Raw genomic sequence first — 12,285 nt, 5'->3', positions numbered from 1 at the left:
ATCGCATCATTTGCTATACAGCCGCCGGAATCTTCCGGCCCCTGCACAAACGTGGAGACCAAAATGAAAGTGAAGTGGAGTGGCGCCGCGGCGCTTGTCGTGTTCGCCAGCGCGGCACATGCTCAATCATCAGTCGCGCTGTATGGCGTCATGGATTCCGGTTTGCTCTATCAGAGCGCAAACGCAGCGAACTTTCAGTCTAAAGTGAATCTCGGGCACGTCTTCCAGTATAAGGACGGCGGGATCTATTCGAGCATCTTTGGCCTGAAAGGCTCCGAGGACATTGGCGGCGGCTTCAAGGTCAACTTCAAGCTGCAGGGATCGTTCAACAGCGGTACCGGGAGGAGCGGTCTGGCCGACACACCGACCGCCACGTCAATGTTCACCCAGCAGACGACGGTAGGCGTTTCGAGTCCGTATGGCTCCGTTGACATGGGTCGTCAGATCGTACCGATGATCTACGCAATGGCCGATACCGATGTGCGGAACGCCCAGTACTTCGGCAGCATCTTGACCGGGTGGCTCGGTCTGAATCAGGCATCGGGCTGGCAAGGTACGAGTACGAATGGTTCGGTCGGCGCGCTGTATGACGACAACGCGATCGTCTACCGGTCGCCGAAGTTCTACGGCGCATCACTGGCACTTGAGTATGCACCGGGTGGCGTCCCCGGCCAGTTCCAGGGCGGCACGCGCGAGTCAGCCGTGCTGCAATATTCGAACTACGGTCTGAACCTCGCGGCCGTGTACTACAACGGGCACGACTCCAATCCGTTCACGACGACCGCCAGTGGAATCGTCACTGCGCCTTCGACGGGTGTGAACAACAACCAGTTCTACTACGTGGGCGCGCAATACACGTTTCACTCGCTTTCCGTGTCGTCATCCTATAGCCGGGCCCGAAATCCCGCGAACACGAGCGGACCTAAGGGATTCAACCTCGAGATGTTCTCCGGGGGACTGGGATATAAATTCACGCCACTCTTCAAGGTCACATCAGGCTTTTACTACCTGCACGACCGGAACGTCGGCGCCAATCACTCGACCGAATACGCGGTGGGCGCCGAATACAGCATATCGAAGCGCACGCTTGCTTATGGGCAAGTTGGTTACGTCGACAACCACGGCAATATGAGTCAGACGATCACCTACGGCGCGCCTGTTCCAGAAGGCCGATCGACCACCGCGGCGATGATCGGCATCCGCCACAGCTTCTGATCCATTCCACACGACAACTGGAGCACACGATGACTACAACAAGGGCCCTTGGAATCGCCGGCGCCATATTGATCGCGCTGGCATCCGCTCATATCTGCGCGCAGCCCGGCACAAGCGGGGCAAGCGCGGCTTCGAACGCCACGGCCGTCGCGGCGTCCGGTGGCACGTCGGCCAAGGACGTTCGTGCGGCCAATCGCGCGCTGCGCAAAAAGGTCTACGCAGCGATCGCAAAATACAAAGAGATCAATGCTGGCGATATCAGTGTCGTTGCGAAAAACGGCGCCGTGACGCTCGACGGAACAGTCGTTGACGCCTCACAGATCGACAAGGTCGCCGAGATTGCCCGAGGCGTTCCCGGCGTGACGTCGGTGACCAACAGGCTGACTGTGCAGAAACCATTCGGCGGCCAGTAAATAGCCGGTGCGGTCCGCTGATGTGGGAGTTTGCTGGCGAGTAAGGCCACCGCACCCCGCCGGTTTGCTGTCTGCAGTTAATGCAGCAGCAGCCGTTCGGAAATGATGATCTAAGGGCCGCCTCGGCCGACTGTACCCATTCGGCACCTCCGCCGGATCAGGGTCGACGGCGACCGCACCAAACCCGACCCTTAGCCGACACTCGCTGATCGAGCTCGTGTGGCTGTTGCTGCTGGCCGACTGTACCCATTCAGCGCCTTTCTACTCCGGACCAAACGGCGAACGCATCGAACCGACCCTTCTCGGCGCTCAGCGCAATCTCGATCGCGATCGTCATCCAGCGTTCGCGAGGAAGCTCTGCACTTCTGCTGCTAACCAGCTGCGCAGAACGCTGACCTTGGGATGGTCGCGATTCCCTGCCCGATAGACCAGATCATAGCCGCGCTCAACCTTCAGTCGCGCATCCGGGAACAGCACGACAAGGCGTCCGGCTACGACGTCATCGCATACCAGAGCACTACGCCCCAAGGCTACGCCTTCGCCGCGAATGGCTGCCTCAATAGCCATGCTTCCATGACTGTATGCGGGCCCCCGCCCCTTGCGGCTCCTGACCACGCCCGCATAGGCAAACCATTGTTCCCAGTTCGTTAGCATCCGGTCCTCATGCAGCAATGTGCAACGAGTGAGGCTTGCTGGCTCCGGAATCCCGCCGGCCTCCTCTCGATACACGGGACTGCAGACGGGCGTCACTGTTTCTTCGAGTATCCGTTCTGACTGGACGCGCGGATAGCGACCACCACCATAACGCACGGCTGCATCGACCTGTCCATCGTCCAGGTCAACGTTGCGGTCGGTCACATCGAGGTGCACGTCGAGTTCCGGATGCATTGCCTTGAATCGATGAAGGCGCGGCGCGAGCCACTTTGTCGCAAACGAAACGCTTGTGCTGATGGTCATGCTCGCAACGCTATCGTGTCCGCGCAAATTCTCTGCTTCTCGCGTCAGTTCGCCGAGTAATCGTGCGACGGCAAAGTGAAACTCGGCACCTGCATCAGTCAGGACGATGCGGCGCGTGAGGCGGCGAAACAGTAGAACACCGAGATGATTCTCGAGCGTCTTGATGTGTCGGCTCACTGCGCCGTGAGTAACGTGCAGTTCCTCAGCAGCCAGCGTCATGCTCAGCAGTCGTGCAGTGGCTTCGAAGGCGCGTAGCGTTTGCAGGGGCGGAAGCCTGTCGAACATGTTGCGCTGTTATGTGTGAGTTTGACTCACGCATTATATGACGACAAATCGTTTGTTAGAGACGCATGCGCACCCGAATATCTACGTTTCGAAATCACTTTCACCAAAGCCCTGATGTCGAGCGAAAGCCTGACTGATGTCCGTCCCCCGGTCATCATCAAAGACCACGCCCCAAAGGGGATAACGCCGCGGAGTGTCGGCGCGATGCTGATGCTCGCGGTAATGTGGGGATTGTCCATCCCGGTGACGAAACTCGGGCTCGAGAGCCTGCCACCCCTGACGCTAACTGCAATGCGGTTTGCCATAGCGGTGCCCCTGCTTCTCGTCTTTGCCGTCGGCCGAAATCCGTTGCCGCGTCGTGCCTTACCTCGTGTTGCCGCGCTCGGTGTACTTGGCATCGGCATTGGCCAGGTAGCGCAGACGTTCGGTGTCTCAGGCACATCGGCATCCGTCGGCACGATCATCTCCGCAACCATTCCTGTTTTCATCGTGTTCTTTGCCGCGCTGAGACTGAAGCAGCACGTTTCGGGCTGGCAGAAGCTGGGGCTGCTTGCCGCATTCACGGGGATCGCTCTGGTCGCCTTTGCGCGCGGGCACGGAACGACAGGCGTGTCTGGAACGAGTGTGGGAGGCGCGTTCTGCGTGCTCCTGTCCGCGCTTGCTATCGCGTTCTACTACGTCTGGAGCGTTGAACTCACGACCGCCTACGGTACCGCCACGGTGGCGGCATGGAGTACGCTGTTCGGCTTCCTTGCTCTGCTGCCGTGGGCCGCCTGGGAAATGTGGCGAGTTCCGTTTCACATCACGACACCGGGCATATCGGCCGCGGCATACCTCGGCCTGATTGTGACCGTTGCGGGCCTTTTTCTATGGCTCAACCTGCTGCGTCATGTCCCCGCACGGGTTGCCGCGAGCGTGCAGTTCCTTCAGCCAGTATTCGGCATCGCGACTGCATCGATGATGTTTGGCGACAGGCTCGGCCCGTCATTTGTGGTTGGCGTGGCACTGGTTCTCATCGGACTCGCATTCTCGATGACTTCGCGCGGCGGTGCGCGATAAGCCACTCCCGAAAGCGGAGCGGTCTCTTCCCGCGTTAGGTCCATGGACTGCTGCTGGCCCGCTTGTCGCCTCTCGGGGCCGAGAACCGAGGCTTCGGGTCCAGACAGCAGGACATTGATTTTACACGGATATATATTGGGGACAGCCCGCAAAGCCGCATGCAGCGGGGAGCGTTCTAACCGGAAATTTGCGCCGAAATCAAGGGGACCCCTTCACCGGCGTCGTGCGCTACCACTCGCTGCAACGCTCTCTCCGATTGCACTCACTGATTGGCACTATCGGTCAAGAAGTGTGAAAACGCATGCACAACGCTGCAATCAAAAAACTCAACCCTCCAGATTTGCACGGGTGCTTATCCAGATGAGCAGCGATGATCTCAAGAAGGCCGCGCGAGTTGTACAGGCAATTATCTGCTCGGATATCGCCGTACGCCTTCCACTAGTGATTTAGTTCTTGCACTCTCGACCACTAGTGGTACACTGGCATCTCTATAGTAGGAGACCAGCCAAATGCCCAAATTCGAAGTTGATGAAGACGTAGCACGCCTTGTCGAACGGCTCGCCAATCCGAAGCCGTTTGAGAATCTGTCGTTTAACGCCGCGCTCAAACGGGTGCTGGATCGATTCATGGGCGACAATCACCAGCCGCAGGTCGATTTGAACGAACTGCTTGCTGGGTCTATGGCAGCAGCGCAAGCGCAACCAAAGAAAGCGCCTTCCCCAAGCGCTCAGGAATGGGCTGCGACCGTGCTAGAACTGAAGAACAAGCGCGGCCTGACCACGTGGAAGGCAATCTGCGATCATCTGAAAATCCAAACAGGCGGCGATTCGGCACGCAGGAGGTTGCAGACGTGGGTGAAGTTGCACAAGCCCGCATGGCCGCCAGTACCAGACACGCCTACAACAGCGGAATAGGAGCGTGGCCCAAATATGGACAAAATCCAATACCTTGAAGATATGAAGGCGGAGCTGGCACAAGCACTCGGAGAGGCAATCTGGGCGTTTGCGATGATCGAGCGGGTGACATACAGCTACATGAAGAAGCTGTCGAGTGACAGACTTGACGAACTTATGGGCGGCCAGCAGTTCAAGACGCGTACTGACCTGGTGATAAAGCTTGTCGAGCGATTGAAGGGGCAAGAAAAAGAGAAGGCGGTTGCGCTTCGCCATCTCAAGGAGGCTCAAAACTTAGCCATCGAACGGAACCTGCTTGCTCACAATCCTTGGCAAATCTGGATCGATCTTGACGAGTCAAAGTTCAAGTCGGAAATCAGGAAGTTCAATGACGAAACCAAGAAGGCAGACCTAGAAAAGGTTCGCGACTTCAGAGAGCGGGCGGGAGATGTAGCCTCAACGCTCGAATACGTGTTGGGTGATCTTCGCTTCCCTGGTCCATAAGCAACTAGGACTAGACCGCCTAGTTAAGGCGATTTCAACCCATGCGCGCGCGGCTCGAAGTCATCATGGGACGCGGGCGGGACTCGATTACTTGCAGACGGTAGTTGAAGTGCCCTTTGCTTGATCTACAACGGTCGTGCAATTCTGCCCGCTGGACGATGAGCAGGAGCCGATGAGGGCGAACAACACGAGGGCTATGAGGATGCCCGCGCCAATCTTGTACTGTTTGTGCGTCGATGGAAGTGATCCGTACTTCACATTTGCATATCGCTTCAACGACTCAATCAGCGGCAACCCTCGGTGCTCTGCGCGGTGGAGTGCAGCAGCGCATCCATTCACCATCGCCACGTTCCACTCCTTGTTCTTTATATCGTGGTGGTGTTTCGATAGCTGATGGAAGTTGATACGGAAGGCGCGCAAGTTCTCGTACACATACGCAACTTCCTTGGCCATCTCCGCGCCTAGCAATCCAATCTTTGCCGTGTTGCTGTCGAAGATCGGGCTGGGCGGAATCGGCCACTCTGGCAGGGTCAAACCTTCTTCAGTCATCGCCTGTCGAGCCATCTTCTCCAGCCCGTCTTTCATCCATTTGAGGGGCTCGGCGTGTGACTCCAGTTCACCGGCCAATGCACCGGCGAGCGCCTGCCCATCGCGAAAGCGCCTGTAATCTTCGCCAAGGAAATTGTTGAAATAGCCGCCAGCAAGCACGCCGATGAATGCGATGAGCGCGGTATTGACTTCAGCCATGAATCCCCTTATGCGTTGCTTGGCCCGATGCGCAGTGTAAACGAACTTGAGACGGTCCTACAGGAGCGGAGTGAACAACTCAAGTCTCGCGGCCCCGCGTTTGTCTCTCGTGCACCGCAGCCAAGAATTTTTGATGTTCGCTCTTAGTTCCGATCATGGCGACTCCAATAAACCACAACGGAGTAACGCCAAAAATGAACCTGTACGGTCTACGTTCACGTTCGGACGGACTCCACCTCGCGAATGGCTGCTGAACTCTGAAACCCGCCGCCTCGGTCGCGACATCGCTACCGGCGGCAACGGGTCCTCACCGGCGACTGGCCGCTTCCGGGAAGCGGATCTTCAGTGGCCGCTTTCCGGCGTCGAATTTGATGAGCGGATTGACGCAACCCGACCCACAAGGGACGGTCGCCCGCACGCAAAGCGGCCGTTCAGATAGGGCTCTTTTGGGCGCTCTGCTAACGAAGGGCCTGCTGGATTCCCAGCGCGACAATGAGCCCTCCACATGCTCGATCAATCCAAGCCTTCGGGCGACGAGCGAGACTATTCTAGTCGGATGGGAAATTTCTCGGTGAGCACCGTAACCAACTTACCCACATCGTTCTCTTCGTCGTCGTGAAAAATGACGCCCATACCGAGCGCCTTCGGTGCGGTCAGATTTTCCGGATTGTTATCGATGAAGAGGCTCTCTTCTGGCCGTATATCCAGACAACGCAAAGCGTACTCAAACACCGCTGGGTTGTCCTTGCCTGATCCGAACTCGGCAGACACAACTATCGGATTGAACAACGCATCGAGACCTTGAGACGCCCTTACGCAATCGATCCTATCTTTTTTGTTATCCGTGATGATTCCGAGAGCGTATTGCGACTTCAATCCACGCGCAAGTGCAAGCATGGCACCGTTTGCCGGTGTGCTCAGGAACGCCCGTTCGAGCAAAGAAAAATCGATCTTGCAATGGATGGCCTCGCAAACGGCGTCCCAAATCTCCCTATGCGTGATTTTCCCGACAAGCAATTCCTGATTGTATTTTGAAAAGGCCTTTTGAACTGCTTCGTACTCGACGCCTGCCATTTTGCTCAGGTAACGGTTCGTTGTGAGCGAGCCGGTCTTATCGGTCGTCAATACGCCATCGTAATCAAAGAATATTGCTTTTATCACGCCCAGTCTTTCCTATCGAGTTGCAGTTCGCGTGGAGGTCGCACGGTACTTGGTGGTCGATTGAAAATCATCTAGCGGACCCCTGCCGTCGCCCTGCCGGGCGACGGGGTTAAAGTGAGTTTGCCGAAACAGCTTTAACCAGAAGGAGGTCATCATGAACTATAGCGGCATTGACCTGCATTCGAACAATAGCGTGGTGAGCGTGATCGACGAAACGGACCGCGTGGTCGCCGAAAAACGCCTGCCGAACGACCTGACGAAGATCCTGGCTTTCCTTGCCCCATGGCGAGCCGGGATGGCCGGGGTCGTGGTCGAATCCACGTTCAACTGGTACTGGCTTGTCGACGGCCTGCAGACGGCCGGCTACGTGGTTCATCTCGCCAACACCACCGCGATCAAAAAATACGACGGGCTCAAACATAGTGGCGACGAGACCGACGCGCGTTACCTGGCCCACCTGCTACGCCTGGGGATCCTTCCGGTGGGCACCATCCTGCCGGCGAGACTCCGTGAGGTACGAGACCTGGCACGCAAGCGAATGCAGCTGGTACGCAGCTGCACCAGTCACATTCTCGCCGTCGAGAACATTACAGCGCGTCAGTATGGCACGCGAATCACGAGTAATCAGGTCAAGCGACTCGACGAACATGCTGTCAATCAGATGGGCCTGCCCGACAATGTGGCGCTCGCGGTCCGCGCGAACATCGCGGTCATCACGACGCTTCGCGATCAGATTGCTATCGTCGAAAGGCGTCTCCGGAAGGAAGTCGCGCGACATCCCGACTATGTCTTGCTGACCACGGTGCCCGGCATCGGCCAGACGCTCGCCACCGTGATCATGCTCGAAACCGGAACCATCGATCGTTTCGCCAACGCTGGAAACTTCGCTTCTTACGCACGGTGCGTGGACAGCCAGCGCATGAGCAACGGCAAGAAAAAGGGCGAAGGCAATACCAGGAACGGAAATCCATACCTGTGCTGGGCATTCATCGAGGCGGCCAACTTCGCGATGCACTTTAGCACCGAAGCCCGGCGGTTCTACGAACGCAAGAAAGCGAGGACGAATTCAGTGCTCGCTCGCAAGGCTCTGGCTCACAAGCTGGCCCGCGCGTGTTTCCACATGCTGAAGGAGCGCAAACCATTTGATGTGACTCGCTGCTTCGCATAAGCGTTACGACGGCGACCGGCAAGCCCTTATCGTTGACTGGGCCAGAAGCCACCGAGATTGAATGGGATGTCGTGCCGCCGTCCCCGAAGTACAGCAAAGCGGATCGCCTGCAACACGAGCCAGCCCTGGATTGGTGCCGGACGTTTGGCAACCACGAGTATTGTGCGAACCCGATGGACGCGTTGCGGCACCAAAGTTCTTCTGGGGTGGCAGAGCCACCAGGGCGACAGGCAACCGCTGCACGCCGATCGCTTGATCCTGATGGGTGTCTGGCGCGATCCGTCGCAGCCACGAAGCGAAGAAACGGGTGCGATTGGCTACTGCCTTCGATCAGTAGAAGCGACATCGGCCGCTCACCTGGCCGAGGAGATTGTTTGCTCGCTTGACACCGGGTCCGCTAATGGGTGTCAACGATCGAGGCGCATCTGTCGAACGACCGGTTGTGGCCGACTGTACCCATTCATCGCCTTTAGACTCCGGACCGACGGCGAACGCACCAAAGCGACCCGTTGCGGTCTTTCGATTCCGTGCAAAGCGGTCGTTCGATGTTGCGTTCAACGCTGCACGCAGGATTGTTTTATTCGCACTGGTGCGGATTTAATTCCAATAGTTCGCGCGCAAGCCGACTCGAAATCACCTGGCCACACGATGCACAATGCCCATCGTCGGTTTGCTTGCCACAACAGGGGCAAAACCATTCTCCGAGCTTGAACGGCCCCGAGATCGGAGCCGGAGCACTCAATGCAAGCCTCTCGAATTGCGCTCGAACAGAAATGCTAAATAATGATCCGCTCAAAGGACACTGAAGCTCACCTCCACGTGATTCGATCAGCTGTGCGGAGCAGTACGGGCAATACATAGGGAGACCGGAGTAGTTTCGTCTAGTTATCGACGATTTTGACGGGATCGTCGTCTACCCCCGTTTCTGGCCGCACAGCGGCTCACGAACGGGCGCCCGCGTCGTCTCGCGGGACGCACCTCATGCAAAAGGCATGAAACGACCCTGAGCGGTATCTCGCAATTCTCGAACTCGGTCATTCGAACGGCGCCCGGTTGAGCTACCGCTTCTGCCAGCTAACGTATGCGTCAGTACCCATTGCGTCGACATTGGGCATTTCACCGACCAGCACATGCTGAAAAAAGCCCAAACAATGACCCCATGACGACGTTTCAAGATCGGATTCAATCCAGCACGAATATCCCGATTGCTTCCAGTCCAACGACCTGTCGTCATTGCAGTGCCAAAGGACCTCCTGCGCGATTGCGTTGCACCAAATCAACGCTTCTTCTGCCGAGTTGGCCGTAATGAAAACTCCAGTCGTTGATTCATAGTCTTCAATCACTCCTTGCTCGAATAGTCGGCGGGATTCGGGCTCATGGTATTGAAACATGACAAGGTATTCGAGTGGCATGCTTATAGGAGGCTTGATAATTGACTTAAAGTTGCGGGTCGTCGCTACCCATTGTCGACGATCTGCGTCCGTCCGTCACCGACCGCTACTGGCCGATTCTGTTGAAAAACTCGACTCCGATGCTGGCGCCACGTGGCTTTATCCTGCCTGTCGCGCTGACGGTTTCGCTCACAAGTAAAATCGGCGGGGCGATTCGGCGGCCCGAACTGCATCACGCAGTCGCGACTTCCGCCTTTTTACTGCCCCACATCAACCTCTTTGCCATTCGCCGCAGATTCTGCGCTGTCGCTGCTAGCAAGAACTCATCGTGTGCGCCGCTGAGTCCTCGCAGTCGCAGTCGATCCAGCCTCAGAATCCGTTTCAGATGAGCGAAGAGCATCTCTACTTTCTTGCGTTCACGGCGGGACCGTTTGTATTGCGGGGTTGTCGCGATGGCCCTGGCGTGGTCGCGTGCGGCTTCGTGAACGCTGCGAGTGATCTTACGTCTTGGGGTGTCCGGACAACATTGATTCTTCATCGAGCACTCAGCACAATCGTGCTGACTTGACCGATATATAACCGTGTCCTCCTTTGTCACGTGCGTGCGAGCATTCTTGAACGCACGCCAGTTGCTGCGCAGCGCATGGCCGCCGGGACAGCGATACTCGTTGGCCTGTTCTATCCAATCGAAATCACTGTTAGGGAAGACGTTGTCGGCATGCGCCGCTCTTTGCCAGACGGGAACGTGAGGCTCGATACCTTTTTCCTCCACCATCCAGCCGAGCATCTTTCCCGTGCCGTAGGCGGTGTCCCCCACCAAACGTTCAGGCCTGAGATGGAAACGCTCTTCGACCCGATCGATCATCGTCTTCGTCGACTCAACCTCCTGCGATCTGTGTGCCGGCGTGGCCTCAACATCGACGATGATTCCGGCCTGCAGATCGATCAGGTAGTTGGTGGAGTATGCGTAGCAGGCTGGACCTCCCGGGGCGGCGGTATAACGCGCTGCCGGATCAGTCAGCGAGATCTTCTTCGGCGGCGTTTCAGGCTCTGTCTCTGGCGACGTGCTGTCGTTAGCTACAGCACTCTCGTCGAGCGCCTTGAGATATTCACGTACCGCGCGACTTGGTCGATCCAGCGCGCTCCAGTCGACACCTTCAATGCCAGCAGCGCCGCGAGCACGATTGGCGTCTGCCTTCACGACACTCGCGTCAACGGCGAAGCCTTCGCCGCCCACCAGTCCTTCGCTCATGCATCGCCGCAGAACCGATTCGAACACGTGACGCAGTGTATCGCTATCGCGAAACCGGCCATGCCGGTTCTTTGAGAAGGTCGAATGATTCGGGACGGCGTCGTCCAGCCCCAGGTGACAGAACCAGCGATACGCCAAGTTCAGATGAACCTCTTCGCACAGTCTGCGTTCGGAGCGAATACCGAAGCAGTAGCCCACGAGCAGCATGCGGACTATCAATTCTGGATCGATTGAGGGACGCCCCGTGTGACTGTAGAACGGCGCCAGGTGTTGCCGCAGGTCTCCAGCGTCAAAGAAGTGATCGATTCCTCGCAGCGGATGGTCGCGCGGCACATGATCATCAAGGTTGAAGGCGTAGAAGAGACTATCCTGACCACCACCTTGTTGACCCATCATGACGATGTACCCCCCGCCGATCGATGTCTACCAGGATAGGCAAGATTCCACTTCTCGGGCGAGTTTTTCAACAGAATCGGCCGATTCCGGGCCGATGGCGAATGCACCAAACCGACCGTTCAGGACGTTCCGTGCAGCCCGCTGCACATCCCATGTGGATGGCGACGGGCTTTTCGATCGTGTGCGCTGGCAGAAATGCAGACGTTCTTTCCGTGCAGCAATCTGGCGCGCGAGGAGGGATTGGAAACGCTCAAACATGAGTTTGGCATCGCCGGCCAGCAGTGCGCGTGGTGCCGCGGTACGGAGCGGCAACTGGCGCGAGAGCGCCGAGGACGACGGCGCCTGTCGTTGAGGGCGGGGATCAGCCGTTCAGTTGCGACTCGACGTTGAGGACGATCCGGGCAACCGGGTTCTTCTCGGCGGAATCCGGAGCGAACTTGATCTGGGCAAACGTGACAGCAGCGAAAGCGACGACGACGAGGGCAGCAGATGCGGCGATGCGGGGAATGTATTTCACAGGGACTTCCTTTTGAGGTGTAGGCAGAGACTGGCGAAGCTGACAGGGGGCCGAATCACTTCGGCGCCCTTTTTCGACAACCGGCAAGGCCGCACACGGGGCCCGATCGCGCCTGGCGATCTGAACCGCACTGCAAAAATAGGGCGACCCAAACCCAGCCACTATAACGGTTTTACTCGTGTGTGCAGTGCGACATGCGGTCGCCAGTGCGTGCTTAATTCTTGAGCAGCGCTTCGTGATTGAAAGGTATATGTAGGCCGTAATGAGCAGTGCGGGCTGCGCAATTAGCCTGGAGGCGTTGCGGGTTCCCGCCGGGAGTCCTACGTG

At 57.5% G+C, this 12,285-nt stretch carries 12 protein-coding genes; 6 read left to right on the top strand and 6 right to left on the bottom strand.

Going from position 1 to position 12,285, the window contains the following annotated elements; translation table 11 throughout:
- The first annotated feature begins 63 nt into the window (after positions 1–63).
- Positions 64–1,215, top strand: a complete 1,152-nt coding sequence (locus QEN71_RS18655; protein ID WP_201661687.1) for a porin — start codon at positions 64–66, stop codon at positions 1,213–1,215.
- A gap of 29 nt (positions 1,216–1,244) precedes the next feature.
- Positions 1,245–1,628 (top strand): BON domain-containing protein, encoded by a 384-nt coding sequence (locus QEN71_RS18650; protein ID WP_201661689.1) that lies wholly within the window; start codon positions 1,245–1,247, stop codon positions 1,626–1,628.
- Positions 1,629–1,961: 333 nt separating this feature from the next.
- On the opposite strand, the gene gcvA is transcribed toward QEN71_RS18650, so the two are convergent.
- Positions 1,962–2,870, bottom strand: a complete 909-nt coding sequence (gene gcvA / locus QEN71_RS18645; RefSeq protein WP_201661691.1) for a transcriptional regulator GcvA — start codon at positions 2,868–2,870, stop codon at positions 1,962–1,964.
- 114 nt (positions 2,871–2,984) lie between these two features.
- Between gcvA and QEN71_RS18640 the strand changes: the two genes are divergently transcribed.
- The 3 genes from QEN71_RS18640 to QEN71_RS18630 all read left to right on the top strand — a co-directional run bounded on the left by QEN71_RS18640 (position 2,985) and on the right by QEN71_RS18630 (position 5,326).
- On the top strand, positions 2,985–3,929 hold the full coding sequence (locus tag QEN71_RS18640; RefSeq protein ID WP_201661720.1) for a DMT family transporter: 945 nt from the start codon (positions 2,985–2,987) through the stop codon (positions 3,927–3,929).
- A gap of 509 nt (positions 3,930–4,438) precedes the next feature.
- On the top strand, positions 4,439–4,843 hold the full coding sequence (locus QEN71_RS18635) for a hypothetical protein (protein ID WP_201661694.1): 405 nt from the start codon (positions 4,439–4,441) through the stop codon (positions 4,841–4,843).
- Between the two features lie 15 nt (positions 4,844–4,858).
- Positions 4,859–5,326 carry a hypothetical protein gene (locus QEN71_RS18630; protein ID WP_201661697.1) on the top strand — a complete coding sequence of 156 codons (468 nt, stop codon included), beginning with the start codon at positions 4,859–4,861 and terminating at the stop codon, positions 5,324–5,326.
- Positions 5,327–5,413: 87 nt separating this feature from the next.
- Here QEN71_RS18630 and QEN71_RS18625 read toward each other — a convergent pair whose 3' ends face one another.
- Positions 5,414–6,073 carry a hypothetical protein gene (locus QEN71_RS18625; RefSeq protein WP_201661700.1) on the bottom strand — a complete coding sequence of 220 codons (660 nt, stop codon included), beginning with the start codon at positions 6,071–6,073 and terminating at the stop codon, positions 5,414–5,416.
- Positions 6,074–6,616: 543 nt separating this feature from the next.
- Positions 6,617–7,234 carry an HAD family hydrolase gene (locus QEN71_RS18620; protein ID WP_201661702.1) on the bottom strand — a complete coding sequence of 206 codons (618 nt, stop codon included), beginning with the start codon at positions 7,232–7,234 and terminating at the stop codon, positions 6,617–6,619.
- A 154-nt stretch (positions 7,235–7,388) separates the two neighbouring features.
- Here QEN71_RS18620 and QEN71_RS18615 point away from each other — a divergent pair, with 154 nt between their 5' ends.
- Positions 7,389–8,402, top strand: a complete 1,014-nt coding sequence (locus QEN71_RS18615; protein ID WP_201663006.1) for an IS110 family RNA-guided transposase — start codon at positions 7,389–7,391, stop codon at positions 8,400–8,402.
- 1,058 nt (positions 8,403–9,460) lie between these two features.
- Here the strand turns inward: QEN71_RS18615 and QEN71_RS18610 are convergent.
- The 3 genes from QEN71_RS18610 to QEN71_RS18600 form a co-directional block, all read right to left on the bottom strand.
- Entirely contained in the window at positions 9,461–9,793 is a 333-nt protein-coding gene (locus QEN71_RS18610; protein WP_290468215.1) for a hypothetical protein, read from the bottom strand.
- A 232-nt stretch (positions 9,794–10,025) separates the two neighbouring features.
- On the bottom strand, positions 10,026–11,441 hold the full coding sequence (locus QEN71_RS18605; RefSeq protein ID WP_201662188.1) for a transposase: 1,416 nt from the start codon (positions 11,439–11,441) through the stop codon (positions 10,026–10,028).
- A gap of 361 nt (positions 11,442–11,802) precedes the next feature.
- Positions 11,803–11,958 carry a hypothetical protein gene (locus tag QEN71_RS18600; RefSeq protein ID WP_201662190.1) on the bottom strand — a complete coding sequence of 52 codons (156 nt, stop codon included), beginning with the start codon at positions 11,956–11,958 and terminating at the stop codon, positions 11,803–11,805.
- Positions 11,959–12,285 lie beyond the last annotated feature (327 nt).

Origin of the sequence: Paraburkholderia sabiae (genome assembly GCF_030412785.1) — a bacterium.
In the GTDB taxonomy this organism is placed as follows: domain Bacteria; phylum Pseudomonadota; class Gammaproteobacteria; order Burkholderiales; family Burkholderiaceae; genus Paraburkholderia; species Paraburkholderia sabiae.
Note: the sequence above shows the minus strand (reverse complement) of the source record. Positions and strands in the feature narration are given on the sequence as shown.

What these genes read in the sequence shown, in the direction of transcription:
- QEN71_RS18655 (WP_201661687.1), top strand. Translation starts at nt 64, where the DNA reads ATGAAAGTGAAGTGGAGTGGCGCCGCGGCGCTTGTCGTGTTCGCCAGC.
- QEN71_RS18650 (WP_201661689.1), top strand. Translation starts at nt 1,245, where the DNA reads ATGACTACAACAAGGGCCCTTGGAATCGCCGGCGCCATATTGATCGCG.
- gcvA (WP_201661691.1), bottom strand. Translation starts at nt 2,870, where the DNA reads ATGTTCGACAGGCTTCCGCCCCTGCAAACGCTACGCGCCTTCGAAGCC.
- QEN71_RS18640 (WP_201661720.1), top strand. Translation starts at nt 2,985, where the DNA reads ATGTCGAGCGAAAGCCTGACTGATGTCCGTCCCCCGGTCATCATCAAA.
- QEN71_RS18635 (WP_201661694.1), top strand. Translation starts at nt 4,439, where the DNA reads ATGCCCAAATTCGAAGTTGATGAAGACGTAGCACGCCTTGTCGAACGG.
- QEN71_RS18630 (WP_201661697.1), top strand. Translation starts at nt 4,859, where the DNA reads ATGGACAAAATCCAATACCTTGAAGATATGAAGGCGGAGCTGGCACAA.
- QEN71_RS18625 (WP_201661700.1), bottom strand. Translation starts at nt 6,073, where the DNA reads ATGGCTGAAGTCAATACCGCGCTCATCGCATTCATCGGCGTGCTTGCT.
- QEN71_RS18615 (WP_201663006.1), top strand. Translation starts at nt 7,389, where the DNA reads ATGAACTATAGCGGCATTGACCTGCATTCGAACAATAGCGTGGTGAGC.
- QEN71_RS18610 (WP_290468215.1), bottom strand. Translation starts at nt 9,793, where the DNA reads ATGTTTCAATACCATGAGCCCGAATCCCGCCGACTATTCGAGCAAGGA.
- QEN71_RS18605 (WP_201662188.1), bottom strand. Translation starts at nt 11,441, where the DNA reads ATGATGGGTCAACAAGGTGGTGGTCAGGATAGTCTCTTCTACGCCTTC.